We start from the raw sequence: 25229 nt of genomic DNA, 5'->3' as shown, positions 1-25229 counted from the left end.
CGAGTGGGCAGTCGACGTCCCCATTCGCGCCTCCGAGGGGACATCTTCTGCCCACTCGGCGACTGCGCGGGTCGGGGTCGGGGTCGGGGTCAGCGGCGGTGGGTCTCCCGCTCCGGGAGGAGCTTCGGCTCGCCGCCGGTCTCGACGACCAGCACGCGGTCCCGGAACGTCGTGGGGGCCGGGCCGAACGCGGTCCGGGCGCCCTCGACGACGGTCCGGCCGAGCGCGCGGGCGCCCGTGACGCCGATGACCGCGCCGATGCCGAACGGGACCATCCGGCCGAAGGCGAGCCCGCTCTGCCGGGCGAGCTGCTTGCGGAACAGCTGCCGGGTGAGCCGGGCGTTCACGCGCTTGATGGTGCCCGTGGGCATCCGGGTGAGCAGGGCGCGCGCGACGTTGATGCCGCGCAGCCCCGTCAGTGCCCCGGTGTCGGTCACGGCCTTCGCGCCGGACTCCCCGAGGATCGTCGCGAGCAGCAGCGCGCGGCGGCGCTCCGCGTCCTGGACGTCGATGCCGTGCACGTCCGCGACGGCGAGGGCGAATGCGGCGGACGCGCCGAAGAACGTCGCGACGTCGCCGATCGTGAGCGCCAGCGCGACCCCCGTGCCGACCGCGGGGAACGCGGCGGCCGCACCGACGGCGCCGCCGGTGCCCTGGACGACCAGCAGGTACTCGCGCTCCAGCAGCTCGACGACCTCGGCGGGCGTCGCCTCCGGGTTGCGGCGGCGGACCTGGTCGACGTGCGCGTGGATGGTCGAGGACGGGATGGTCACCGCGCGGTCGAGCGCCGCGTCGACCAGCGGGGTGCGGCGGGTGACCATCACTCGCCCGTCACGGTGAGCTCGACGGTCGCGCCCGCCTGGAGGGTGCGGCCGACCGTGCAGTGCTCGTCGACGGCGCGGTGCACGACGCGCAGCAGCCGCTCCTTGGTGGCGTCGTCCAGGCCGGTGAGGTCGACGACCATGCGCTCGCGGAGCTCGGGGTACCGGTCCTCGGCCTGCAGGTTGGGGCCCTCGACCTCGACGGTGACCTCGACGTCGTCGCCCAGCCGGTGGCTCAGCGCGTGGTCGGCGCTCATGCCGGAGCAGCCGGCGAGCGCGATCTTCAGCAGCTCGCCCGGGGTGAAGACGGCGCCGGCCTCGACGGGGCCGATGCTGACCTCCGCGCCGCGGGTGTTGCGGCCGGTGTAGGTGCGGGTGCCGGTGCGCTCCACCCACAGCCGGTCGGCGGCGGGCGTGGCGGCGGGCTGGGCGGGCGCGGCGGGCGCGGTCCCGGTGGTCGGGCTCTCCATGCGCCCGATCCTCACACACGGCGCGGCCCCCGGCAGGGGAAGTTCGCGGTGCGCGCAGCGCCGGGACCAGGGCCGGGCGGGGGAACGGGCACGGCCGGACGGGCGACGTCGGCGGCGCCGGGTGGCCGTCCGGCGCCGCGTCACTAGGCTGACCGCGTCATCACCAGGCAAGGACGCACGGGGGTGGGATGAGCGTCACCGAGGACCGGTCGCCGGCCGAGTCGGAGGCCGATGCGGGCGCGGTGCGGCGGATCCTCGACCGCGTGCGCGAGCACCTCGGGATGGACATCGCGTTCCTCTCGGGCCTGACCACGTCGGCCGAGGTGGTGCTCGCGACCAGCGCGGAGACCGGCCCGATGCAGATGGCCGTGGGCGACGCGCGGGACCTCGACGACACGTACTGCGTGCGGGTGCTGTCGGGCGGCCTCCCGGGGGTGATCCCCGACGCGCGGCGGCACCCGGTGGCGCGGGAGCTGAGCGCGACGGCGGAGCTGGGGATCGGCTCCTACGTCGGCGCGCCGCTGCGGGGCCCGGACGGCCGGCCCGTCGGGATGCTCTGCTGCCTGGGGCGGGGTCCGAACCCGCTGCTCGACGAGGACGCGCTGCGCGTCATGGGGCTCGCCGCGGCGCTGGTCGAGGACCGGCTCGGGGTGCTGGGCCTGCCGCACCGGCCGGCGGTGTCCGAGCGGGTGCGCTGGGTGCGCCAGGTCGTCGCGACCGGGGACCTGCGCACGGTGTTCCAGCCGATCGTGCGGCTGGCGACCGGCGAGGTGGTCGCGGTCGAGGCGCTGTCCCGGTTCGACCCCGCCCGGTTCCCGACGCCGGTGCACGCGTTCGCCGCCGCGTCCGCCGCCGGCCTGGCGGTGGAGCTGGAGCTGCTGGCCGCCCGGTGCGCGCTCGACCGGCTGCCGGACCTGCCCGCCGGCGTGCGGCTGTCCGTGAACCTGTCCGCCGAGGCGCTGCTGGACCCCCGGACGCCCGCCCTGCTGCTGCCGGGCGGCCGGTCGGTCGGCGTCGAGGTCACCGAGCACACCCCCGTGCAGGACTACCCGGCGCTGTGCGCGGTGACGGACCGGCTCAAGGACGCCGGCGTGCACGTCGCGGTCGACGACGCCGGCGCGGGGTTCGCCAGCCTCCGGCACGTGCTCCAGCTGCGGCCGACGATCATCAAGCTCGACCTCGGGCTGGTGCGCGGGATCGACGCCGACCCGGTCCGGCAGGCCCTCGCGCGCGCCGTCGGGGACTTCGCGGGCACGCTCGGGTCCCGGCTGGTGGCCGAGGGCGTCGAGACCCCGCAGGAGCGGGACGCGCTGCTCGGGCTCGGGGTCGAGCTCGGGCAGGGGTACCTGCTGGGCCGACCGGGGCCGTGGGAGGACGCGGTGGCGGCACCCGCCCGCTGACCGGACGAGGTGCCGCCGCGCCTCAGGCCACGTCCCGCCGCGCCGTCCGCCACAGGCCGATCGCGAGCGGCACGCCGACCCACAGCGCGGTCGACGTCGCGAGCCGCGCCCAGTCGCCGCCGGCCATGTCCCCGGACATCAGCGTGGACACCGGCCCGGACATGTCGAGCCACTCGGCGGGCTTCCGCAGGGCCTCGACCAGGTTCGCGACGATCGTCCACACGGTCGGCAGCGCGAGGTAGGCGACGATCGCTGCGGGGGTGGACAGCAGCGCGAGCCCGAACCCGAGCCCCTGCGCGACGAGCAGCAGCAGCCCGAGCGTGCTGCCGCCGACCAGCGCCCAGTCCAGCGTCCACGGCCCCGCGCCGTCCCGCAGCGCGCCGCCGGCGAGGTTCGCCAGCGCGGCGGCCGCGACGGTGGCGACCATGATCGCCAGCGCGAGCAGCCCGGCCGCGGCGGCCTTCGCCCCGTGCACGCGGGTGCGCCGCGGCTCCAGCACGAACGTCGTCAGGGCGGTGCGCTGGGACCACTCGGAGGTGGCGGCGAGCACGCCGACCAGCGGCAGCAGCAGCAGCTGCCCCGCGGTGGCGGCCTCGGTGAGGTCGGACCAGCTGAGCGACCCCGCGTCGGAGGTCCACAGCATGAGGGCCATGAAGGCGACGTCGACGAGGACGATCAGGGCCAGCAGCCAGCGGCCGGCGCGGGTGTCGAGCTGCTTGCGGAGCTCCACGCGCACCAGGCGGTGCCACGGGATGCCGGGGAGCGCGGCGGGGGCCGGCAGCGTCACGGCGGGGTTCTCACGGACGGCGGTCATGCCGCGGCCTCCTGTCGGTCGGTCCCAGCGGTGAGCGTGAAGAACAGGTCCTCGATGCCGGCGGACCGGGCGGGCCGCAGGTCGAGCACGACGACGCCCTGGTCGAGCGCGCAGCGGCCGACGGCCTCCGCGCCGGCGGACGTGGCCAGGCCCCCGCCGTCGAGCGGCCGGACGTCGTGGCCCGCGGTGAGCAGCGCGCGGGCGAGCGCGCCGTCGTCGAGGCTGCGCACCTCCGTGCCGGGGGCGGACAGGAGCTCCTGCGCGCTTCCCTGCGCGAGCACCCGCCCGCGCCCGATGAGCACGAGGTCGTCGGCGACGGCCTCCACCTCGCGCAGCAGGTGCGAGGACAGCAGCACGGTGCCGCCGTCGTCGGCGAACGCGCGCAGCAGGTCCCGCATCCACCGGATGCCGGCCGGGTCGAGGCCGTTCGCCGGCTCGTCCAGCACCAGCGCCCGCGGCTGCCCGAGCAGCGCGTGCGCCAGCCCGAGCCGCTGCCGCATGCCGAGGGAGTAGGTGCGGGTGCGGGCGTCGGCCTCCGCGGCGGTCAGGCCGACCAGCGCCAGGCACTCCGCCACGCGGGACGCGGGCAGGCCCATGAGCCGCGCCGACAGGGTCAGCACCTCGCGGCCCGAGCGCCCGGCGTGCTGGGCGGACGCGTCGAGCAGGACGCCGACGACGCGGCCGGGGGTGGGCAGGTCCCGCAGCGGCCGGCCCGCGACGGTCGCGGTGCCGGACGTCGCGGTGGCCAGCCCGCACAGCACGCGCATGGTCGTCGACTTGCCGGCCCCGTTCGGGCCGAGGAACCCGGTCACCCGGCCGGGGCGGGCGGTGAACGACACGTCGTCCAGGACGGTCGTGGCGCCGTAGCGCTTGGTGAGGTGGCTGATGTCGATCATGGTGGTCAGCCTCGCCGCGGGGCGTCCGGGCCCGCGTCGGCTCCGGGGCTCGACCCGCCCGGCGCCGGTGGGTGGGCCGGTCCACCTTTCGGCGGAGGCGTCGCAGCCGCCGGGGCGATCCGCGGGCGGCAGTGCCCGACCTATGCTCGCCGGCATGCCCTCCCGTCCCGCCACCGCCTCTGCCGCGGCCGTCGAGCCGCCGCGCCTGGGCGGCTGGTCCCGGACCTGGCGCTACCTCGTCGCGATCGGCACGGGGCTCCTGCTGTGGATGATCGTGGTCATCGACCTCAGCACGCAGCCCGGGGTCGAGGACGACGGCCGCGTCGGAGCCGCGGTCCTGCTGGACCTCGTGGTGGGGGTCCTGTCGATCGGGCTGCTGCCGCTGCGCCGGCGGTACCCGGTCGTGGTGGCCGCGGTGCTGGCCGCCGCCACGGCGGTGTCGTCGTTCGCGGCCGGACCCGCGGTCCTCGCGCTCGTGTCGCTCAGCACGCGGCGCCGGTGGCGCGAGGTCCTGCCGGTCGCCGGGCTGTGGTTCGCCGCCGGCCTCGTCTACGAGCTCGTCTACCAGACCGGGGCCCAGGGGGAGCCCCCGAGCCACCTGATGACGATGCTGGTGATCGCGCTCAGCGTGCTGGGCACGGCGCTGGTCATCGCCACGGGCTTCTACATCGGCACCCGGCGCGAGCTCGTCCGCTCCCTGGAGCTGCGGGCCGAGGCCGCGGAGCACGCGCAGGAGTCCCGCGCGGAGCAGGCCCGGCAGGCGGAGCGCACGCGGATCGCCCGCGAGATGCACGACGTGCTGGCCCACCGCATCTCGCTGGTCGCGATGCAGGCCGGCGCCCTGGCCTACCGGGCGGACCTGTCGCGGGAGCAGATCACGCAGTCCGCGGAGACCATCCGGGACAGCGCGCACCAGGCGCTCGGGGAGCTGCGCGAGGTGCTGGGCGTCCTGCGCACCGACGGCGGCTCGGGGGTCCTGCGGCCGGGCCAGGCCGGGGAGGTCGCCGTCGAGGCCCCGCAGCCGACCCTCGCGGAGCTCCCCGCGCTGCTCGCCGACTCCGTCGAGGCCGGCGGCCGCGTCCAGCTCGACACCTCGGGGCTGCCCGGCGGCGACCTCGCCGCGCTCGCGGCCCTGCCGGGCACGACGTCCCGGACGGCGTTCCGCGTGCTGCAGGAGGCGCTGACGAACGCGCGCAAGCACGCGCCGGGTCAGGAGGTGCGGGTCCGGCTGGCCGGCGCCCCGGGGGAGCGGCTGCTGCTCGAGGCCCGCAACCTGGTCCCCGCGACCGTGCCGGCCGCCGTCCCCGGCGCCGGGTTGGGCCTGGTGGGCGCGGCGGAGCGTGCGGACCTGCTCGGCGGCTCACTGGAGCACGGGGTCGAGCGGGACGGCACCTTCGCCATGAGAGTGTGGCTGCCGTGGCCGAGCTGACGACCCCCGCCCCGGTGCGCCTGGTGGTCGTCGACGACGACGCCCTGGTGCGCGCCAGCCTGCGGATGATCCTCGGGGGCGACCCCGCCATCGACATCGTCGCGGAGTGCGCCGACGGGGCCGAGGCGGTCGACGTCGTCGGGCGGCTGCGCCCGGATGTCGTGCTCATGGACGTCCGGATGCCGCGCGTCGACGGGCTCACCGCCCTGCGGACGCTCCGCGCCCAGGGGTCGACCGCCCGGGTGGTCGTGCTGACGACGTTCGACGCCGACGAGCTCGTGCTCCGGGCCCTGCGCGAGGGCGCCGCCGGGTTCCTGCTCAAGGACACCCCGCCGGCCCAGCTGGTCGAGGGCGTCCGCCGCGTCGCCGCCGGGGAGCCGATCCTGTCCCCGACCGTCACGGCGCAGCTCATCGCGACGGTCACCCGCCCCGAGGACAGCACGCGCCGCGACGACGCCGTCCGCCGGCTGGAGCAGCTCACCCCGCGCGAGCGGGACGTCGCGACCGCCGTGGCGCGCGGGCTGTCGAACGCCGAGATCGCCGAGCAGCTGTACCTCGGGCTCGCGACGGTGAAGACCCACGTGGCGCACCTGTTCGCGAAGCTCGACGTGACGAACCGGGTGCAGATCGCGCGGCTGGTGCACGACGCCGGGCTGGAGTAGCGCGCACCGACCGGGTCAGCGGGCGGACGCGAGCCGCAGTCAGCGCAGCCGCACCGGCCCGGCGTCGATCGGCACCCGGAACAGCGCGTACGGCCGCTCGCGCAGGTCCTCGCCGCCCTGGTACGTCGCCTGCCGGTGCAGCTGGTTGGCGGTGACGTACAGGTACCCGTCGGCGACGGCCATCGTGTCCGGCCAGAGCACGCTCGGGTGGTGCAGCACCGTCCGGAACGTCCCGTCGGGCTCGCGGCACAGCACGGCGTCGTGCTCGTAGGCGGTCAGGTACAGCCGGCCCTGGTCGTCGGTCTCGAGGCCGTCCGAGCCGGTGCCCTTGTCGCCCTCGTCGCGGACCGTCGCGGCGACGCGGGACTCGTCGGCCTGCTCGTCGGCGAGCGCGTCGACGGACACGCTCCACCACCGGCGCGAGGCCAGCGGGCAGTACCAGAGCCGCTCGCCGTCGGCGGAGATGGCGATGCCGTCGGCGCCCATCGCGACCGGCTGCGGCTCCGCGTCGGGCTCCGGCCGCTGCACGAACGGGCGGCCCTCCACGACGGGCCGGAACTCCGACCACGGCTGCGCCTTCGTCGACGGGTGGTCGTGCAGCCGGCGCCACGCCCGGCCCGACGCGAGGTCGACGACGACGATCCCGTTCGGCCCGGAGTCGGAGGAGTCGGTGATGAAGGCCGTGCCCGCCTCGCCGCGGCGCAGGTCGAACCGCACGTCGTTGAGGTACGTGCTCGGCAGGGCCACGTCGGTGTCGAACGTGATCACCTGCACGACCGCGTCGGTCGCGAGGTCGACGCACACCAGCTTCGGGCCGCCCTTCGACGTCGGCCGGAACATCGGGCTGCCGGTGTCCAGCACCCAGAGCCGGTCGGCGGGGTCGACGACGACGCTCTGCACCGAGACGAACGCGCTCGCGTCGTCGTCGCCGCCCGGGGAGTTCCACGCCTCGTCGGGGTACGGCACCGCGACGCCGTCGCGCAGCTCCGTGACCGTCGCCGGCACGTCGTCGCCCCACAGCGGGTAGTTGACGAACACGCGCCCCGCGGCGGACACCGTCACGCCGGTCGGCATCGGGCCGTCGAACGCGTGCACGAGCTCCGGCTCGCCGACCGGCGCGTCCTGCGCGGTCACGTCCCGGGCGCTCACGCGGCGGCGCCCGGGCGCAGCAGCACCTTCGTCCAGCCGTCCTCGCGGGCGTCGAACCGGGCGTACCCGTCGGCCGCCTGGTCGAGCGGCAGCTCGTGGGACACGATGAACGACGGCGTCGCGCGGCCCGCGACGATCAGGTCGCGGAGCTGCCGGTTGTACCGCATGACGGGCGCCTGGCCGGTGCCCATGTGCTGGCCCTTGGTGAAGAACGTGCCGTAGTCGAAGCCGATGCGGCCCTCCTTCGCGCCCTCGTCCGCCGCGCCCGGGTCCTGCGGCATGTACACGCCGACGACGCCGATGCCCCCGGTGGTCCGCACGCTCGCGACGAGGTTGTCGAGCACCAGCTCGGGGTGCTCCTCGCCGGAGGGGTCGTGCGCCTGGTAGCCGACGGCCTCGACGCCGCAGTCCACGCCGCGGCCGAGCGTCGCGTCCATCAGCTGCTCGACCGGGTCGCCCTGCGAGAAGTCCACGCCGATCGCGCCGATGCTCTCGGCGAGCCTCAGCCGGTCCGGCTCCTTGTCGACGACGAACACCCGGGAGGCCCCGCGGAGCAGCGCGCTGTGCGCGGCCATCAGCCCGACCGGGCCGGCGCCGAACACGGCCACGTCGTCGCCCGGCGACATCCGGGCCAGCTCCGTGCCGTGCCAGCCGGTCGGGAAGATGTCGCTCAGCATCGTGAAGTCGTTCTCGTGCTCCGTGCCCTCCGGCAGCTCGAGCAGGTTCACGTCGCCGTACGGGACGCGCAGGTACTCGGCCTGCCCGCCGTCGTAGGGCCCCATGTTCGCGTAGCCGTACGCCGCGCCGTCCATGCCCTCGATCGGGTTCGTGCGCAGGCAGAACGACGTCCAGCCGTGCAGGCAGTTGCGGCAGGTCCCGCACGCGATGTTGAACGGGACGCTCACCCGGTCGCCGACCGTGATCCGGCTGACCGCCGCGCCGACCTCCTCGACGACGCCCATGTTCTCGTGCCCGAGGACCTTGCCCTCCTCGACCGAGGTGCGGCCCTCGTACATGTGCAGGTCGGAACCGCAGATGTTCGTCGTGCTGATCCGCACGATCACGTCGGTGGGCTCCTGGATCGTCGGGTCCGGGACCTCGACGACCTCGACGGACCGGGGACCGCGGTAGACGACTGCGCGCATGGGTGTGCTCCCTCGTGAGGTGGCGTGGCCGCTGCGGGCCGGGGTGGCCGCGGTCGGACCGCACGGCGCTCTTCGATCCTGCGCCCGTGCGACCGGGTCGGCATCTGGGGGGCGAGACGCCTCGGCGGTCGGACCGGAACGGGAGGACTCGAACGAGTCCTGTCCCGCGGCTCAGCGTGGAGGAGTAGCGGAGAACGCCGACCTCCGCAGTCCTACCGGCCCCCGTCGCCGATCACGTGCGGGTCGCCCTGGAACGGCCGCAGCGTGGCGGGCGCGGGGAACGGCAGCGTGTGCGTCCCGCGTCCCGGTGCGCCCATGACGTCGGGCGCGACCACGACCCGGTCGGGTCCGACCTCGACGAACCGCACGCGCTGCACCGACCCGTCCGGCAGGCCCAGCTGCCACAGGTCGGCCAGCCACCGCAGCCCGCGTCCCTCCAGCGCCTCCTCGGCCGCGAGCCAGTCGACGGGGCCGGTCAGGTCGCGCCCGAGGCGGTCGACCGCGACGAACTCCTCCCCGTCGGGGCGGATCCAGCCCAGGAGCTCGCGGTCGTCGGCGCGGCGGTGCTCGGACCAGTCGGCAGGCAGCATCGGGACAGGCTAGCGAGCGCGGTCCTACGCTCGATCCATGGTGCTCGACGGTGCGCTCCTGGACTGGCTGCTCGACAGCGACCCCGCCCTGCGCTGGCAGGTGGAGCGGGACCTGGCCGGCGCGCCGCCGTCGGTGTGGGAGGCGACGCGGGCGCGGGTCGCGACCGAGGGGTTCGGCGCCGGGCTGCTCGCCCACCAGGACCCGGACGGGCAGTGGGCCGGCGGCGCGTACTTCCCGGCGGGGTACCTCGAGGGCCCCGAGACGGAGGGCCAGCCGTGGACCGCGACGACCTGGAGCCTCACGACGCTGCGCGAGTGGGGCCTCGCCGCGTCGGCGCTCGCGGGGACCGCGGAGAAGCTGGCCGCGAACAGCCGCTGGGAGTACGACGACCTGCCGTACTGGGACGGCGAGGTCGACGCGTGCATCAACGCCTACACCCTCGCCAACGGCGCGTGGCTCGGCGCGGACGTCTCCGGGCTGGCGCAGTGGTTCGTCGAGCACCGGCTGCCCGACGGCGGCTGGAACTGCGCGTGGGTCGAGGGGTCCACGCGGTCGTCGTTCCACTCCACGCTGAACGCGCTCCGCGGCATCCTGTCGTACGAGCAGGCGACGGGCACCGCGGGGGACCTGCGCGCCGCCCGGCACGCGGGCGAGGAGTACCTGCTGGAGCGGCGGCTGCTCTACCGCCGGTCCACCGGCGAGCTGGTCGCGCCGTGGGCCACCCACCTCGCGTACCCGTTCCGGTGGTTCTACAGCGCGCTCAAAGCCGTCGACCACGTCCGGTCCGCGGCGCTGCACGACGGCGTGCCGCCCGACCCGCGGCTGGCGGACGCGGTCGAGTCGATCCGCACCGCCCGGCAGCCCGACGGGACGTGGCTGCAGGAGCGGCGGCACCCCGGGGCCGCGTGGTTCGAGGTCGACGTGCCGGCGGGGGAGCCGTCGCGGTGGCTGACGTTCCACGCGGCGCGGGCGTTGGCGTGGTGGGACGGCGCGGGCGGCTGACCCGCGCCGCCCGTCTAGGCGACGCTCAGGTCGAGGTGCAGGGCGCGCAGGCGGTCGGGCGACCCGGTCAGCGCGCGGGCCCGGTGCAGCTCGGACGTGTCCTCGACCGCGACGAGCCGCGCGTGCAGGCCGAGCGGCAGGTCGCCGACCACCGCGCCGTCGTCGAGCGCGAGCCCCGCGGTCGCCCGCCCGGCCACGTCGTCCAGGACTAGCCACGCCTGCTCCGGCGGCAGCCCCGCGACGACGAGCTCGGGGAGGTCCCGCAGGTGCAGCCCGGCCGTGTACCCGAAGGACGTCGCGAGCCGGGCGCCGACCACGTACTGCAGGGCCCAGCCGTACAGCTCGATCTCGCCACGGAGCGCGTGGTCCTCGTGCGTCCTCATGGGTGTCACCTGTCTTCTCGGGCGGCGCCCGGTTCGTCACCGTCCGAGCACCATAGCCTCGAAAAGAAAAAGGTCAAGCCCGGCCGTCCGTCGCGGGTCGCTGCGCATTGGCGAGAATGCCGAAGTCCGCTTGTCGACTGCCTCGCGCGGCGCGCTGACCGGGACCCGCGGGCGCTGACGCCCGGAGATGGTCGCGCGTCGAGCGCATTCCCGCGGGCATTGTGCGGCTCGCCGGAAAATCGCCGCCCGGACGTCGAGCGCGGGAGCCTTCGCCTGCGGCGCCCCGTGCTCGACGTCAGGCCGCCCGTCAGCTGGCGGGTGCGATCCGGGCGTACAGCGCCGCCGGGTCACCGGCGAGCGAGGCCTTGACCATCGCGCTCCACTCGTCGACGACGACCTCGATCTCCCCGGCGGCCAGGCCGTCGAGCGAGGCGCGGGGCACGAGGGCGGGGTCGATCATCGGCCCGTCGTAGCCGGCCATGATGTCGGTGTCCGCCGCCCCGAGGTGGACGCCCTGCACCAGGGTGCCCTGCGCGGCGAGGTCGAGGCGCACGCCGTTGGTCAGGTTCCACTCGGCGGCCTTGGCGGCTCCGTACGCCCCGTTGCCGGGGAAGGAGAACCACGACAGCGCCGACAGGACGTTGACGATCGCGCCCCCGCCTGCCGCCGCGAGCGTCGGGGCGAACTCGCGGATCATGTCGAGCGTGCCCCAGAAGTGCGTGTCCATCTCACGCCGGATCTCGTCGAGGTCACCCGTGACGAGCGGGGTCGAGGTGGCGATGCCGGCGTTGTTGATCAGCAGGGTGACGTCCGTCGCGGCCTGTGCGGCGGCGACGACCGAGGCGTGGTGGGTGATGTCGACCTGCAGCACCGCCACGCGGTCGAGGGAGGCGAGCTCGCGCGCCTCCGGGGTCTCGGTGCGCCGCGCCGTCGCGTAGACCTTGCGGGCCCCGCGGGCGAGGAGCTCGTCGACGAACCGGCGGCCGATGCCGCGGTTGGCTCCGGTGACGAGGGCGACCTGGTCGGTGATGTCCATGTGTGGCGTTCTCCGTTCTCGCGGTCGGCCTGGTGGTCGACCTGCGCGGGTACGCTAGAACCTCACGTTGACGTCAAGGGCAAGTCCGGCCCGCCGTCATGATCGAAGGGGTGCGCGTGCGCATCGGAGACGTCGCTGAACGCGCAGGGGTCAGCACCCGGGCCCTGCGCTACTACGAGGAGCAGGGCCTCCTGCCGGCGCAGCGGACGGCGAGCGGCCAGCGCCTGTACGACGAGGCCGCGGTCGAACGCGTCCAGCTCATCCAGCAGCTGTTCGCGGCGGGACTCGCCAGCCGCACGATCGTGGAGCTGCTGCCGTGCGTCGACTCCGGCGTGGCCAGCGACGAGGCGCTCGCCCTCCTGAGGCAGGAGCGTGACCGCATCACCGAGAGCATGGCTGCGCTCGCGCAGGCCCGCGCTCAGCTCGACCGCGTCATCGAGATCTCGCTGCACCCGGATCCCGAGCACTGTCCGGCGCTCCGGACCGACGGCACGACGAACGCGGTGGGCACGGCATCGCGGTAGTACCGGGACCTCGGTCGGTCGTCCGGCCCTGGCACATCTCCGAGCCGCCCGCCGGTAGGCTGAACCCGCGCCGAACGGGCCCCACCGGCCCGACCGGCGACGCATGGGACCCGAGAGAACTCCTCGCGGGTCCCACGCGCCTGGGGACGAGTCGAAAACTCCGTAGTGCCTGGTCAGGAGTGTGGCATACGTTGTGGGACGGAACGGACATGGGCGGATTTGGGAACGCCGTGGTGCCGTGACCAGCGCGCTCGTGCCCCGCTGGCGCGCGCGAAACGCCCTCAAGGACGACCTGGAGGTTTCCTAGTCGCGCATGCGCAGCCACTCGACACGTGACTCCTCGGCTTCCAGGTGCGCGGACGTGTCGCCGAGATTCGCGGCCATCGAGTACCACGCGACCGCGTCCTCCATGAGGCCGGTGACCTTCGCCAGAGTCGCCAGCGCGCGTGCCGCCTCTGCGTCCCCCCGAGCTGCACTCCGAATCAGCAGCGGGGAAGCTGCCCGGACCTCACTCACGAATGCCTCAAGTTGGGCCGCCGGCGCCGAGCCATACAGAACCCGCCCCAGCGGTACCGGGCCGTCGGGGTGGTCCCACAGTCGCGCTATTGCGCCGAAGACGACCACATACGAAGTGGAGTGCTCGATGCCGGGGCTTGCGAGGATCTCTTTGGCATGCGTCAACATCGAGTGCACCTCGTTGCCCATGCGGTGATGCCAGTAAGCCACCGCCGCGTTGTAGAACCCGGCGGCGTGCGCGAGGTGCAACTGCGGTGCAGTTACCCCGAGCGCCCGAAGCTTCCTAAAATGGGAATCTGCCTCGGCGACCGAATCAAGGGCCTCCTGGTATCGCTGCGCCTGCACACGTGCTGCCGACAGGTTCACGTATGACGGGGCCATGTCGTACAGAGCCCGTTCTGTAGTCTCTGAGCGGCTACCGTCGAACTGTATCGACGCGTACAGCATGTCGCGTTCAGGCGGCGGCAACACTTCGTCCGGTAAAGGGTGTAATGGATACCCAGCACCCCATCCGCCAGCGAGCCACGAGGCGAGAGGCAACGGCACACCACTCTGCGACACAGACACAGCAGGAGAGTACTGTGCGAACGGGGCGTCGCGGGGCTGGTTGAGACAGCATTCTCCACTCCGCCAGATCCCTGGCTCACGGGGACGCAGCGTCGGCGATCCGATCGGGACTCACGGATCCAGGCGGTACACCGTCGATGGCCTCGATTCGCAGAACGCTCCGTCGGTCCTGCTGGCCAGGACCGCTGCCCGACGGCCGAGAGCTCGGGGTACGTGTTCGCGCGCTCCGGCCGGGCCGTCCAAGGACTTTCGATCATCCCGTTGGTGCATGCACCCAGGTGATGGAGGTCGTGCTCGCGCTCAGCGCGGCTGACGCTCTTCCGGTGTCTGCACCTGAAGCGGACTCGCGGGCGCGTCCATGTTCTTCAGTGCGCTGCCGGCCGGAATTCGCCCGTGCGACGTACGGACAAGCGCCTCCTTCTCCTCCTCTGGAAGGTTCATCGTTTCCGCGAGCATCGCCGCCAAGGCATCGATCTGCGCGCTATCGGTGTCGGTGCGAAAGCCCCACCGGAGGTCGACTTCACGGCTGGTGACGTCCAGTTCCACGCGCGCGCTCGTGCCGCGGAGTCCTCTCGCCCGGACGTACCGCACGTCTTCGAGGGGGATCTGCTCCCGAAACCGGCCCTCCCGGCGGAAGTCACTCGCTCGCGCTGTGATGATCCGTCGATTCGTCACGGCGACCAGAGTCGCCCATCTCTCAGGCTCGATCCGGCTCAGGACGTTTTGCCCGAGGGCGACGACGTCCGCTTCGTCGCGGTCGTAGCAGAAGGCGATGCACCGCAGGGTCTCGTCTGCCTCGAGTGTCCACCGCAGCACTCGGAGGTACGGGTCGAGGTCTACATCCGAGGGCGCGCAGATGCTCGCCGGCGCATCGAGGGCCGGCGGGGTGGGCCGCAGGGCCTCGGCGAGGGGCTCGATCGCGCGGAGCAGCTCGGCACTGGTCATCTGGGCGGAGCGCTGGTCGCGGCGCTTGCGGGTCAGTGGGATCGTCATGGGACCCGTGAGCTCGGCGATCAGTCGCAGTTCGCGGTCGAGGGCGTCCACGAGTTGGGTCGCATCCGTTCGTGCCGCATCAAGCTCGTTGCGGGTATCGCGGACGATGACGTCGACGAGCCGTGCCTCATCGGCGTCCTGCTGCCCGGCGCTTCGAGCTCTGCCGGCCTGGAGGGCTTTGTATCCGGTCCACGCCTTCAAGGAGGACATCAGCGCGTGCGAGTCGAAGACGATCGCCTCGGCGTTCGCCTCGAGATACTCCCGACGCGCTCGCGCGTTGGGCTGATCGATGTGCTTGAGGTGGCTGCCGGCGTGTCGGCGGTAGAGGTCGACGTGCTTGCGAAGGGCTGCCTCGTCCCCAGCGACGGTGTCCCAGAGTGACGACGGTATGGACTCGATCTCGCGGGCTTGAGCAAGGGCGCGGTCGATCGCGGCGACGTGGCCGGTGAGCTCGGCCCACTGCTCGCTGCGCAATGTCCCCAGCACCTGTGTCGTCAGGGCGATGTTCGCGCGAACTAGGCCGCTGATCTCGTTCAGCTGCATCTGGATCGCGACCATCGCAACCGCCGGGCCGATCGCCGCGGCGACCGATGCGGCGCTGACAGCGCTGACCGGGATGAACCGCGCCTGGGCGACCAGCTTGCCGTTCATCCACATGGAGCCGAGGTTCGCGCCGTCCTTCACGGCCAGGACGGCGCCGTTGTTGAGCAGGGCCTGCGTCGCAGAGCTGACGCGGTAGAGCCCCTGCGCGCTCGACACCGCGGTCGCGAGGTTGCCGCCGACGGTCGCGGTGGCGCCAACGAGTGAGGCGAGGGCCGTGGCGAGATGCGTCCGGTCGGCTGCGGGGACGAGTCCGAAGTCGACGAGCTCGAGCCCCAGGGTCGCGGTGGGCACGTTGCCGAGAGCGAGGACCACCCCGGGCAGCACCTCGACCAGAGCACCCGGAGGGACTTGGGCCGATTCGGCGGAGGTCTGGTCGTAGGAACGCTCGCCGTCAGGTGCGTCCGGGGCGTCGTGGTTTGCGTCCTGAGTTAGGCCCGCGGGGTCGTCCATGTCGTTTCCTTCACCAGGAGCGCCCGGGGGATGGGTGCCCCGGCATTCCTGGCGGAGTCTAGGGCGACATGGCGATGCGCAGCGTCTGTCGGGTGCACGTGTTGCGCGAGACCTAGCTGTAGCTCCCCGTGAGGTTGTGAACGCGGTCTGCTGGGACGGCGCCTCCGATGCCGGTGTGGGGTCGGTGGTGGTTGTAGTGGTGCAGCCAGCTCTCGTAGGTCGTGGTGCGGGCCTCGTCCGAGGGGTAGGTGGTCGCGTAGGCCCACTCGGTGGCTAGGGTTCGGTTGAACCGCTCGACCTTGCCGTTGGTCTGCGGGCGGTAGGGCCGGGTCCAGCGGCGCTTGGCCTGGCCGAGCGCGGTGGCGAAGTCCCGGGACCGGTAGCAGGCGCCGTTGTCGGTCATGACCGCGGTCACGGTGATTCCGATGGTCGCGAAGTGCGCGCGGGCGCGGGTCCAGAACGCCGCGGCGGTCTCCTTGCGCTCGTCGGGCAGGATCTCGGAGTAGGCGAGCCGGGAGTGGTCGTCGACCGCGTGGTGCAAGAACCGGTAGCCGCGTGAGCCCTTTGCCCCGGCGCGGGCGGCCCGGTCGCGGATCGCCCCGGCAGCACGGTCCTGCGCCGAACCGCGTCCGTGGGCTCGCCAGCCACCGCCGTCAGGGATGCGCCCGAGCTTCTTGATGTCGACGTGCACCAGGTCCCCGGGCGCGCCCGCCTCGTAGCGGATCGCAGCCGGCTTGCGGACCGGTAGGCCGGTGGCCTGATCTACGTGCGCCAGGGCCGGCATGCGGTAGCGGGCCAGGACCCGCCCGACCGTCGCGCGCGGGATACCCAGGTGGTATCCGATGCGGTGCGGCCCCCAGCGGCGCGTGAAGCGCAGCGCGATGATCCGCCGCTCGGTGCGCTGCGGGCAGCGCCCGGGCGAACGACGCGGGCGCGAGGACCGGTCGGTGAGCGGCTCACCGGCACGGAACCGGCTCGCCCACTTCGCGGCCGTGGCCGGCGAACACTGGAACCGCTCGGCGGCCCGGCGCACCGACCAGCCGTCCTCGACGATGACCCGGGCGAGCCGGAGCCTGCCAGTCGGGGTCAACGGGGCGTTAGCGTGGGTCACGAGGACCTCCGGGTGTTCGAGGACGGTGTGGTAACCCCTTGAATACCGGAGGTCCTCGTCACATGTCCCGGACCACGCTGATCGCAACGTCCCGAGGACCTACACCTAGCGGGGCCGTCAACGCCACTTCGTGGTTGCGGGTGGCTCAGGTCGTCGGACTCGAGCTATCGATGGGCGACGTTGCCTTGTGCCTCGACCCACCACACCTCGATGCCTGCGGCGTCGAGAGACGGCGCGGTGTCCGCATGCAAGTTGCGGTACCGGGGAAACTCAGGCAGCGCGATCACACTGCGCCAGTCTGGCCTCCTGCTCCGTAGCCGCATGGCGGCAAGGATGGCCTGGGCGTACCAGTGCCCGGCCTGCGTGCTCGGTCCGGTGGGCTTGAGCTCCGACGATCTCGCTGGGTCGGCGTAGGAACGACTGGGATACCCCTTCACCTCGATGCCCAGTGTCAGACCGTCGCTCGTCGCGACGACGTCGACTCCCCGCTCGCGAGCGGCCGTGTCGGCGACCGACATGATCCGCCACCCCGACGCTGCCAGCGCGGTCACCACGGCCGCTTGGACGTTCGCCTCGGTATGCCACTCTTGCAGTCGCGACGACGAACCCGGGGCGGCAGGAACGTCGTCGGCATCGACGGAACCCGGTTGCGCCGATTCGCGCGGCTCGGCCTGTCCGCGCATCTCGTATCCCAGCGCGGCGAGATGGCGGCGAGCAGTGTGTGAGACGTACTCCTGGCGCGGCACGCCGGTCGCCACTTCGAAAGCCTGCATGACCGGGTACCAGGTGCCGTTGACCTTCACCGCGTGCTTGACGACCGTTTCTGGCGCGGCACCCCGGAGGCGCGCGTCGACCGTCGCTGCGCTCAGCGTGAGGCGCTGCCCGTTGAGCGTGAACGTCACTACGGACGATGGTGCATCTCCCATGAAGCGAAGGTAGCCCCCGGCCCCGGTTCGGCGGCTGACAGGGACGCGGACAACAGCACCGCGACATCGCGACCGGCGAGAAGGTCGTTCGCGCCGTTGGTCGAACAAGCGCCATGCTCAGGCTCGTGACCCTCGAGCGTGATGAACACGGCAACCTTTACGAGTGGGCCGAGTGCCCCATGTGCGAGAACTACGACCGACACCCGAGGGAACCTTCAGGACTCCTCAGCTGCGCGCTGTGCAACACCTCCTGGGGGACCGGGGCGAAGTAGCGCATGCATCGGCCCGGTATGTCGGGTGCACATGCCGGCGAGGGCAGCCATCACGTGCTCACGGAAACGCCGGCACGGTGCGATGCTCACCCCATGACCACCACGGAGCCGTGGACAGCGATCCCGGACGGCTGGCCGGCTGTGCCACCTGAGGTCGTGGAGCAAGCCAAGCGCCAAGCCCACATCGCTCTCGCTTCTGACGGAGAGCGTCGAGCGGCCGATCGACTCGCCCGTTTCTACGACACCGAGTCCAACTACGCCGGCGCATCGTTCGCGGACCTCGAGCCCAACCACTGGACCGAGGTGACCGCCACCGACCTGCATGCGACGTCGTTACTCAGCATCGATGTCGGTCCCCAGGCAACCAGGCGACTGCTCGGCCCGGGAGCTCACCGCAGAGCGGTCCTGCGCGAGCTTCGAACTCTGCCTGACCGTGACCTCGCCGAGGCAGACGCCCTGACGCTGGCGGCGATGGATCGCTTCTACCGCGCGGTCAAGGCAACGGTCTCCTCGACGGCGGCGAGAGACCCCAACCCTTGGGTCACTGCGAGCAAGCTCTGCGCTCGCAAGCGACCTGACTTGTTCCCCGTCCGCGACCGCAACGTCTGCACGCATCTGGGGATCTTGAACCTGAACGACGTCCGGGCCGATTGGCAGGTCTTTCGCGCGGTGATCCAGGACTCAGAGATCCGCCAGGTGCTCGATTCCCTTCCGTCGCAGACGCGAGACGTCGCGGCAGGCCGTCTCTTGGCGCTCGACCACTCCCGCCTCAGGCTCCTCGATGCCGCGATCTGGACGTATACCGTCTGGTACGCCGACGAGTCCTGACGCGGACGGGCAGCATGCGCCTGCGGTACGGAGCAAGGCTCCGTCTGATCCCTAACGTCCGGCAGTGACGCGCACTGCGTCTCGGCATCCGCGTGAGGCCAGCGCCAGACCACCCGGGAGCTGGGGGTACGCCGATCAGGTGACGGCGTCCCAAGTCCTACACCCACGCGGTGGTGATCGGCGAGGCTGATGCAGTCTGCACCGACGGTGGTTCGGAGGGAGCCCGGTGATCACAACGATCGTCACCGCGTACGGGCGCCCTGCGCTGGACGCGCTGCGCACCGCGGTGGGGAACGTCAAGGCCAACGACCCCATGGCGACGGTGACGGTCGTGGCCCCAAGCCAGGTCGCGGCCACTGTTGCGCGCCGCCACCTGGCCCGCCACGGCGCTCAGCAGGGGCGGGGCCCCGGTATCGCGGGCATCGACGTGACCACCACCGTGCGGTTGGCCGAGCGGCTGGCTGCTGCCGCGCTCGCGCCGCGTCGCCCTCTCACCGGCCCGCTGCTGACCGCGGCGTGGCGCAGCGTGCTCCGCAAGAATCCGGGCGTCTTCGCTGGGGTCGCCGAGCACCCGGCGACGGTCCGCGCGCTGGGCGCCGCACACCGGGAGCTCCGCACCGTGAGCGACGGCAACCTGGAAGTGATCGCTGGCGGCTCCACCCTGGCGCGCGACCTCGTGCGTCTGCACCGCGTCGTGCAGCAGCAGCTCGCTGCTCAGTGGTACGACTCCCGGGACCTGTTGGACGCCGCAAACCACCACGTCGACGCGTTCGACCCCGGACATCCGGTGATCCTCTACTTGCCGCAGGACCTCACCGCGCCGGAACAGCACTTCGTCACGGCGCTGGCTTCCAGAACATCCGTGACGGTCCTGGACGGCAGGACGGGGGTCATCCGCGCCGACGAGCGCCACCACGCGGCCGTGACGCTCCAGGAGGAAGAAACGGTGGTGGTGACCGTGCCCACCGCCACGGCGCTGCTCAACGCCTCCGACAGCGACGACGAAGTCCGATGTGTCGTACGCGATGTCGTCTCAGCGCTCGAGCACACCCCCGCGGATCGCGTTGCGGTGCTCTACGGCGCCCGGGAGCCGTACGCCCGGCTCCTCCACGAACACTTCGCGGCAGCGGGCATCCGAGTCACGGGCCCCGGACCCCGTCCCGTGGTGGAGCGCGCCGTCTCGCGAGCGGTGCTCGGGTTGCTGGCACTGGCGGACGACCAGGTGTCGCGCGGACCACTGTTCCGCGCCCTCGCCGACGCTCCCGTGCTCGATCTGAGGGGGTCACTGGTGCCTGTCGCGCGGTGGGAGCGCGTCTCGCGTGAAGCTGGTGTGCTGCGCGGTGATGACTGGGAGCGGCGCCTTGGCCGGTTCGCGGCCGCGGAGCAGGCGCGAGCGGCCACGGCTCTCACTGATGACCGACCCGGCGTCCACGCGGCGGCGCTTCGTCGCGCCGAGACCGCCACGGAACTACGAGAGTTCGTTGCGCGGCTTCGTGCCGAGCTAGACGCAGCCAGTTCGATGGAGTCGTGGACGGACCTGTCGCGGTGGGCTGTCGACTTCATCGAGCTGCTGTTCGGCGACCTGACTCGGCTGCCGGCGGAGGAGCAGTACGCGGTCACCGCCGTCCTGTCGGTCATGCGCGGCCTGACTGTCCTCGATGACGTGGAGGGTGCGGCGTCGATCGCTGGGCTCCGACAGACGCTCGAGAGCGAGCTCGCGGACTCTCTTCCCCGCGTGGGGCGCTTCGGTGACGGCGTCTTCGTCGCACCAGTGGCACAGGCCGTCGGATTGGACCTGGACGTCGTGCACGTCGTCGGGCTCAGCGAGGACCTCTACCCCGGAAGACCCCGCACCGACTCCCTCCTTCCGGATCAGATCCGCACCATCGCAGGACTGCCCACCGCACAGGACCGGCTGAACCGCCAGTACCGGCACCTGCTCGCTGCGTTCAGCGCCGCACCGGTATCGACCGCGTCGTTCCCGCGAGGCGACCTCCGCCGGTCCAGTCACCGTCTACCGAGCAGGTGGCTGTTGGGCACGATGCGTGAGCTGAGCCGGGACAACCGCTTGACGGCCACCAGGTGGAACGAGGTCGGAGACCTCGAGGGCGCGCTGCGAACCTCGGGCTCGTTCGCCGGAGAGCTCCAGCGCACGCCGGATCTCGCGACCGAGCAGGAATGGCGAACCCGCGCGGCACTCGCCGGCGTCCTCGTGGATCCCGTCGTGAACGCGGCCCGAGACATGACGCGTGCACGGGCTGGGGACCTGTTCACCCGCTTCGACGGCGACCTACGTGGCCTCGAGGGTCTGCCCGACTACCGAGTCGGGGACCGCCTCGTCTCCCCGACCGCGCTGGAGCAGTACGCGTCGTGCCCGCACACCTTCTTCGTGAACCGGCTCCTCGGGGTCGTGCCGCTCGAGCAGCCCGAGGACCTGGTCACCATCTCGCCAGCGGACCTCGGAACGCTGGTCCACCGGTGCCTGGACGAGCTCGTGCAGTCCTACGCCGAGGAGCCGCCCGGTCTCGGCGAACCGTGGCCGGATGAAGCTCGGACTCGACTGATCGAGATCCTGCATCGCCTGGCGGATGACGCCGAGGCTGACGGGCTCACCGGTCACCCGAGGTTGTGGCGTCGTGAGAGGGACCGGCTGGAGGCGGATCTGCTCGGCCTGCTCGATGCGGACGATGAGTGGCGTGCCCGCGTGCAGGCTGGGGTCGTGGCGAGCGAGATGCCCTTCGGCGTGGGGGAACACCCCGCGGTCGACATCCCGGTCCCTGGGGGCACTGTGCGTCTGCGAGGTAGCGCCGACAAGGTCGACATCGCAGCCGACGGCACCATCTACGTCACGGACGTCAAGACCGGCAGCCGCCGTGCAGCCGAGGGCATTACCCCGGAGAACCCGCTGGCCGACGCCAGCAAGCTTCAGCTCCCGGTCTACGGCGTCGCCGCACGGCAACGGTTCGGCCAACCCGACACCCCCGTCCGCGCCGGGTACTGGTTCGTCCGCAAGGAACCAGGTCGGGTCGACCTCCACATCACCAGCGACGTCTACGACGAGCTCACTCGCGTCCTCGAGGTTCTTACCGAGTCCATCGCCAACGGGCTGTTCCCTCAACGGCCCCCGAAAGACGCTGACTTCGCCTGGGTGCAGTGCCCGTACTGCAACCCCGACGGGATCGGACACAGCACCAACCGCGAACGGTGGGAGCGCCAACGCCACGACTCCCCGCTTCGCGAGCTCGTCGGCCTGCTCGAGCCCGGCACGCTCGCCGACACCGAGGGGGACCAGTGACACCGGTCGACCAGGACGCGCGCGACAGGATCACCACCGACACCTCCTCGACGCTCTTCGTCAACGCCGGGGCGGGGTCAGGCAAGACCAGCGCCCTGGTGAACCGGATCACCACCCTGGTCCTCACCGACCAGATCCGGCTGGCGAACGTCGCAGCGGTGACGTTCACCGAGAAGGCCGGCGCCGAGCTCCGCGACCGGCTCCGCGCACGGTTTGAGGAAGTCTGGCGTGGTGACGACGAAGCGCAGCGCCAGCGAGCCGCCGAGGCGCTGGAGGACCTGGACCGCGCCGCGGTCGGCACCTTGCACGCCTTCGCTCAGCGCATCCTCACCGAGCACGCCATCTCCGCCGGGTTGCCGCCCCTGCTGGAGGTCCTCGACGACGTCGGCTCCTCGGTCGCGTTCGAGGAGCGCTGGGCCGGACTCCAGACCGCGCTGCTCGATGACAATGAGATGGAGCGAGCGCTCCTGCTCGGCATGGCGGCCGGCCTCAAGCTCGACCATGTCCGCTCCTTGGCCAGGGCACTGGGCGCTGACTGGGATCTCATCGGCGACCAGGTGCTCACCACGCCTGCTCCCGCCGTCGGTGTCCCGGACGTGACCACACTGCTGGGACGGGCCACCGAGGTGCTCGACCTCGCTCAGCATTGCAGCGATCCGGAAGACCGGCTCCTGAGTAAGTTCGATCCGCTCCGCCAGGCCGTTGCCGTGTTGAGTGCTGCGTCGGACGACGGCGCGCGCATCGGTGGACTTCAAGACCTGAAGGCCCTGAAGTTCACGCAGGGTCGCGCAGCCAACTGGACCTGCCCGATCGCCGACGTCCGCGAGGCGGGCACCGCCCTCGCCCAGGAAGCCGACCGCATCCTCGCTGCGGTGCTCGACGCCTGCCTGCGTTCCGTGACCTGCTGGACGGCACGCCACGTGCTGGAGGCGGCGCAGGACCGCCAGTGCAGTGGCCGCCTAGAGTTCCACGACTTGCTCGTACTCGCTCGAGACCTCCTCCGCCGGGATCCCGAGGTGCGTGAGGCACTGTCGAACACCTACCAGCGGCTGCTTCTGGACGAGTTCCAGGACACCGACCCCATCCAGATCGAGTTCGCCGTCCGCATCGCCGGAGGCGCCGCAGCCGAACAAGATCGCTGGCAAGACATCAAAGTCCCCGACGGGCGCTTGTTCTTCGTCGGGGACGCCAAGCAGTCGATCTACAAGTTCCGCCGCGCGAGCATTGCCACCTACCTGCAGGCCCAGGAGCACCTCGGCGAGCAGGTGCACCTGACCACCAACTTCCGCACCGTGGAGCCCGTGCTGCACTGGGTCAACCAAGTCTTCGGCCGGATCATCGCTGCCACACCGGCCGCACAACCTGCGTACGAGCCCCTGGACCCGCACCGCAGCGACACTGGGCACGGCCCAGCGGTCACGATCCTCGGCGCCGAGGCACACACGGGCCTACCGCGCGCAGCGGCAGACATCCTCCGGCAGAGGGAAGCCGGAGACGTCGCGGCCGTTATCCACCGGATGCTGACCGAGCAGTGGCAGGTCTTCGACCGGCAATCCGAGACGTGGCGGGCCGTCCGGCACGACGACATCGCTGTGCTGGTGCCGGCTCGCACCTCCCTGCCCCACCTCGAGGACGCTCTCGACACCGCCGGGATCCAGTACCGAGCCGAAGCCAGCTCACTGGTCTACGAAGCGGCAGAGGTCCGCGACCTTCTGGCTTGCGCCCGCGCCATCGCCGACCCCACCGACGAGTTGTCCCTGCTCACTGCACTGCGGTCACCCTTGTTCGGATGCGGTGACGACGATCTCTGGAACTGGAAGCGCGGCGGCGGGGGATTCAACCTCTGGGCGCCCAACGTGGCGGCCGACGCGAGCGGAGTCGGGCCCGGCGTCGTTGGCACGGCCATCGCAGCGATCCGTACTCTCGCTCGACGCACCCGATGGGCCGCTCCAAGCGAACTCCTCTCGGCCATCATCGACGACCGCCGCATGCTCGAAGTTGCAGCCCACAGCCCCCGACGCCGAGACGCATGGCGGCGGCTGCGTTTCGTCGTCGACCAGGCCCGCGCCTGGTCGGAGACCTCGCACGGAGGGCTGCGTGCCTACCTCGCGTGGGCGACGCACCAAGGCCAGGAAGGTTCGCGGGTTGCGGAGTCCGTCTTGCCGGAGACCGACGCCGATGCGGTCCGCATCACCACCATCCACGCAGCGAAGGGCCTCGAGTACCCCGTCGTCATCATGTCCGGGATGACCGCCCAGCCCCGCCGCCCCAACGGCCTGCGCCTGCTCTGGCCCACCAGCGGGGGGTACGAGGTGAAGGTCGGTGCCGGCATCCAGACCGACGACTTCGACACCACCGCCCCGGTTGACGAGCAGATGGACGACCTCGAGCGACTCCGCCTTCTCTACGTCGCCGCGACCAGGGCTCGGGACCATCTCGTCGTCTCTCTCCACCGCTCCGCAGCCTCCAGCGTCAACACCGCAGCGCAGGTTCTCGCCGGAGCGGGCGCCGTCACTGACACGGTCTTTGCCTTCTCCGTCGGTGAGCTGACGTCTGAGCTGACTCCGCCAGCCGAGACGGCCGTAGCCGTACCCGACCATGAGGACTGGGCAGCCCAGGTCTCGAGCGCTCGGGTCCGTACACAGCTCGACGGCGCCATCGTCGCCTCGGGCCTCGAGGGGACGGAGCCCGAGGTCGTCCTGCTTGGCGAGCCCCAGGACGACGGAATTCACAAGGGACCACGCGACTTGGCCCTGCCGCCCTGGTCCAAAGGCAGGTACGGCTCGGCGGTCGGGCGCGCGGTCCACGCCGTCCTGCAGAGTGTCGACCTGGCCACCGGTCGCGGCCTGGCCGAGGCGGTGCAAGCACAGGCTCTCGCTGAAGGCGTCACCGAGCACGAGGACCTCATCCGCCAGCTCGTCCAGGCCGCGCTGGATAGCAACCTCGTCCAGCGCGCCGCCAAGCGCGAGCACTGGCGGGAGACGTACGTCGGCACCGCCCGCGCCGACGGCACCATCCTCGAAGGCTACGTCGACCTCATCTACCGCGAGGACGACGGCACGCTGGTCATCGTCGACTACAAGACCGACGCCGTCCCCGCTGAAGGTCTCGCTTCCCGCGTCACCTACTACAAGCCGCAGATCACGGCGTACGTCGAGTGCCTGCGCGCTGCCACCGGGCAGGACCCACGCGCGGTCCTGCTGTTCCTGCATCCGCAAGGCAGCGCCGAGGTGGCCGTGCCGGTGCAGGGCTTCGCCGCCACGCTTCCGGAAGTGGGCCCGGTACCGTGACCCCCAATACGCCGTCCGCGGCATGCCCAAGTCTACAAGAGGCGACTTGAGTGCTA

The 25229-nt window shown here is 72.1% G+C and carries 21 protein-coding genes; 8 read left to right on the top strand and 13 right to left on the bottom strand.

The window, feature by feature from the left end; all coding sequences use genetic code 11:
* Positions 1-89: 89 nt before the first annotated feature.
* Both QNH85_RS11335 and QNH85_RS11330 read right to left on the bottom strand, forming a co-directional pair.
* The gene (locus QNH85_RS11335; protein ID WP_282946579.1) at positions 90-821 is read right to left on the bottom strand and encodes a hypothetical protein; all 732 of its coding nucleotides are present in this window, start codon (positions 819-821) and stop codon (positions 90-92) included.
* Positions 821-1291, bottom strand: a complete 471-nt coding sequence (locus tag QNH85_RS11330) for an OsmC family protein (RefSeq protein ID WP_282946577.1) — start codon at positions 1289-1291, stop codon at positions 821-823. Before QNH85_RS11330 ends, QNH85_RS11335 begins: the two co-directional genes overlap by 1 nt.
* 188 nt (positions 1292-1479) lie before the next feature.
* Here QNH85_RS11330 and QNH85_RS11325 point away from each other — a divergent pair, with 188 nt between their 5' ends.
* Positions 1480-2691: a sensor domain-containing phosphodiesterase gene (locus tag QNH85_RS11325; protein ID WP_282946576.1), complete on the top strand. Its 1212-nt coding sequence runs from the start codon at positions 1480-1482 to the stop codon at positions 2689-2691.
* A 22-nt stretch (positions 2692-2713) separates the two neighbouring features.
* Here the strand turns inward: QNH85_RS11325 and QNH85_RS11320 are convergent, their stop codons facing one another.
* Positions 2714-3505, bottom strand: coding sequence for an ABC transporter permease (locus tag QNH85_RS11320; RefSeq protein WP_282946574.1), 792 nt, complete (start codon positions 3503-3505; stop codon positions 2714-2716).
* Positions 3502-4401, bottom strand: coding sequence for an ABC transporter ATP-binding protein (locus tag QNH85_RS11315; protein ID WP_282946572.1), 900 nt, complete (start codon positions 4399-4401; stop codon positions 3502-3504). Before QNH85_RS11315 ends, QNH85_RS11320 begins: the two co-directional genes overlap by 4 nt.
* A gap of 154 nt (positions 4402-4555) precedes the next feature.
* Here QNH85_RS11315 and QNH85_RS11310 point away from each other — a divergent pair, with 154 nt between their 5' ends.
* Complete coding sequence (locus QNH85_RS11310; protein WP_282946570.1) at positions 4556-5830, top strand: sensor histidine kinase; 1275 nt, start codon at positions 4556-4558, stop codon at positions 5828-5830.
* A complete protein-coding gene (locus QNH85_RS11305) occupies positions 5818-6492 on the top strand; it encodes a response regulator (protein WP_346016312.1) in 675 nt (224 codons plus the stop codon). Before QNH85_RS11310 ends, QNH85_RS11305 begins: the two co-directional genes overlap by 13 nt.
* Before the next feature lie 39 nt (positions 6493-6531).
* Here QNH85_RS11305 and QNH85_RS11300 read toward each other — a convergent pair whose 3' ends face one another.
* The 3 genes from QNH85_RS11300 to QNH85_RS11290 form a co-directional block, all read right to left on the bottom strand.
* Positions 6532-7626: an L-dopachrome tautomerase-related protein gene (locus tag QNH85_RS11300; RefSeq protein WP_282946568.1), complete on the bottom strand. Its 1095-nt coding sequence runs from the start codon at positions 7624-7626 to the stop codon at positions 6532-6534.
* 11 nt (positions 7627-7637) lie between these two features.
* Entirely contained in the window at positions 7638-8786 is a 1149-nt protein-coding gene (locus QNH85_RS11295; RefSeq protein WP_282946566.1) for a glutathione-independent formaldehyde dehydrogenase, read from the bottom strand.
* A gap of 212 nt (positions 8787-8998) precedes the next feature.
* On the bottom strand, positions 8999-9376 hold the full coding sequence (locus tag QNH85_RS11290) for a hypothetical protein (RefSeq protein WP_282946564.1): 378 nt from the start codon (positions 9374-9376) through the stop codon (positions 8999-9001).
* Between the two features lie 37 nt (positions 9377-9413).
* On the opposite strand from QNH85_RS11290, the gene QNH85_RS11285 reads away from it, so the two are divergent.
* Entirely contained in the window at positions 9414-10379 is a 966-nt protein-coding gene (locus tag QNH85_RS11285; RefSeq protein WP_282946562.1) for a squalene cyclase, read from the top strand.
* A 14-nt stretch (positions 10380-10393) separates the two neighbouring features.
* Here QNH85_RS11285 and QNH85_RS11280 read toward each other — a convergent pair whose 3' ends face one another.
* Both QNH85_RS11280 and QNH85_RS11275 read right to left on the bottom strand, forming a co-directional pair.
* Positions 10394-10762: a DUF4262 domain-containing protein gene (locus QNH85_RS11280; protein WP_282946560.1), complete on the bottom strand. Its 369-nt coding sequence runs from the start codon at positions 10760-10762 to the stop codon at positions 10394-10396.
* Positions 10763-11069: 307 nt separating this feature from the next.
* The gene (locus tag QNH85_RS11275) at positions 11070-11798 is read right to left on the bottom strand and encodes an SDR family oxidoreductase (protein ID WP_282946559.1); all 729 of its coding nucleotides are present in this window, start codon (positions 11796-11798) and stop codon (positions 11070-11072) included.
* Positions 11799-11908: 110 nt separating this feature from the next.
* On the opposite strand from QNH85_RS11275, the gene QNH85_RS11270 reads away from it, so the two are divergent.
* On the top strand, positions 11909-12322 hold the full coding sequence (locus QNH85_RS11270) for a MerR family transcriptional regulator (RefSeq protein ID WP_282946558.1): 414 nt from the start codon (positions 11909-11911) through the stop codon (positions 12320-12322).
* A 303-nt stretch (positions 12323-12625) separates the two neighbouring features.
* Here QNH85_RS11270 and QNH85_RS11265 read toward each other — a convergent pair whose 3' ends face one another.
* From QNH85_RS11265 to QNH85_RS11250, 4 genes are all read right to left on the bottom strand, one after another.
* Positions 12626-13204, bottom strand: a complete 579-nt coding sequence (locus tag QNH85_RS11265; RefSeq protein WP_282946556.1) for a hypothetical protein — start codon at positions 13202-13204, stop codon at positions 12626-12628.
* 501 nt (positions 13205-13705) lie between these two features.
* Positions 13706-15451 carry a hypothetical protein gene (locus QNH85_RS11260; RefSeq protein ID WP_282946554.1) on the bottom strand — a complete coding sequence of 582 codons (1746 nt, stop codon included), beginning with the start codon at positions 15449-15451 and terminating at the stop codon, positions 13706-13708.
* Positions 15452-15563: 112 nt separating this feature from the next.
* Positions 15564-16562 carry an IS481 family transposase gene (locus tag QNH85_RS11255; RefSeq protein WP_282946552.1) on the bottom strand — a complete coding sequence of 333 codons (999 nt, stop codon included), beginning with the start codon at positions 16560-16562 and terminating at the stop codon, positions 15564-15566.
* 164 nt (positions 16563-16726) lie between these two features.
* Positions 16727-17464 carry a hypothetical protein gene (locus tag QNH85_RS11250; protein ID WP_282946550.1) on the bottom strand — a complete coding sequence of 246 codons (738 nt, stop codon included), beginning with the start codon at positions 17462-17464 and terminating at the stop codon, positions 16727-16729.
* Positions 17465-17853: 389 nt separating this feature from the next.
* On the opposite strand from QNH85_RS11250, the gene QNH85_RS11245 reads away from it, so the two are divergent.
* The 3 genes from QNH85_RS11245 to QNH85_RS11235 all read left to right on the top strand — a co-directional run bounded on the left by QNH85_RS11245 (position 17854) and on the right by QNH85_RS11235 (position 25173).
* Positions 17854-18588 carry a DUF6308 family protein gene (locus QNH85_RS11245; protein WP_282946548.1) on the top strand — a complete coding sequence of 245 codons (735 nt, stop codon included), beginning with the start codon at positions 17854-17856 and terminating at the stop codon, positions 18586-18588.
* 226 nt (positions 18589-18814) lie between these two features.
* Positions 18815-21883, top strand: coding sequence for a PD-(D/E)XK nuclease family protein (locus QNH85_RS11240; protein ID WP_282946546.1), 3069 nt, complete (start codon positions 18815-18817; stop codon positions 21881-21883).
* Positions 21880-25173: a UvrD-helicase domain-containing protein gene (locus QNH85_RS11235; RefSeq protein WP_282946545.1), complete on the top strand. Its 3294-nt coding sequence runs from the start codon at positions 21880-21882 to the stop codon at positions 25171-25173. The genes QNH85_RS11240 and QNH85_RS11235 overlap by 4 nt, the downstream gene beginning before the upstream one ends.
* Positions 25174-25229: the final 56 nt, after the last annotated feature.

Source organism: Cellulomonas endometrii (genome assembly GCF_949769265.1).
In the GTDB taxonomy this organism is placed as follows: Bacteria; Actinomycetota; Actinomycetes; order Actinomycetales; family Cellulomonadaceae; genus Cellulomonas; species Cellulomonas endometrii.
This window is presented reverse-complemented; position numbering and strand designations above follow the sequence as displayed.

Excerpts from the sequence above, each read along its gene's own strand:
- QNH85_RS11310 (WP_282946570.1), top strand. The coding sequence starts at position 4,556 with ATGCCCTCCCGTCCCGCCACCGCCTCTGCCGCGGCCGTCGAGCCGCCG.
- QNH85_RS11335 (WP_282946579.1), bottom strand. The coding sequence starts at position 821 with ATGGTCACCCGCCGCACCCCGCTGGTCGACGCGGCGCTCGACCGCGCG.
- QNH85_RS11280 (WP_282946560.1), bottom strand. The coding sequence starts at position 10,762 with ATGAGGACGCACGAGGACCACGCGCTCCGTGGCGAGATCGAGCTGTAC.
- QNH85_RS11315 (WP_282946572.1), bottom strand. The coding sequence starts at position 4,401 with ATGATCGACATCAGCCACCTCACCAAGCGCTACGGCGCCACGACCGTC.
- QNH85_RS11275 (WP_282946559.1), bottom strand. The coding sequence starts at position 11,798 with ATGGACATCACCGACCAGGTCGCCCTCGTCACCGGAGCCAACCGCGGC.
- QNH85_RS11245 (WP_282946548.1), top strand. The coding sequence starts at position 17,854 with ATGACCACCACGGAGCCGTGGACAGCGATCCCGGACGGCTGGCCGGCT.
- QNH85_RS11260 (WP_282946554.1), bottom strand. The coding sequence starts at position 15,451 with ATGGACGACCCCGCGGGCCTAACTCAGGACGCAAACCACGACGCCCCG.
- QNH85_RS11295 (WP_282946566.1), bottom strand. The coding sequence starts at position 8,786 with ATGCGCGCAGTCGTCTACCGCGGTCCCCGGTCCGTCGAGGTCGTCGAG.
- QNH85_RS11285 (WP_282946562.1), top strand. The coding sequence starts at position 9,414 with ATGGTGCTCGACGGTGCGCTCCTGGACTGGCTGCTCGACAGCGACCCC.
- QNH85_RS11330 (WP_282946577.1), bottom strand. The coding sequence starts at position 1,291 with ATGGAGAGCCCGACCACCGGGACCGCGCCCGCCGCGCCCGCCCAGCCC.
- QNH85_RS11320 (WP_282946574.1), bottom strand. The coding sequence starts at position 3,505 with ATGACCGCCGTCCGTGAGAACCCCGCCGTGACGCTGCCGGCCCCCGCC.
- QNH85_RS11325 (WP_282946576.1), top strand. The coding sequence starts at position 1,480 with ATGAGCGTCACCGAGGACCGGTCGCCGGCCGAGTCGGAGGCCGATGCG.
- QNH85_RS11290 (WP_282946564.1), bottom strand. The coding sequence starts at position 9,376 with ATGCTGCCTGCCGACTGGTCCGAGCACCGCCGCGCCGACGACCGCGAG.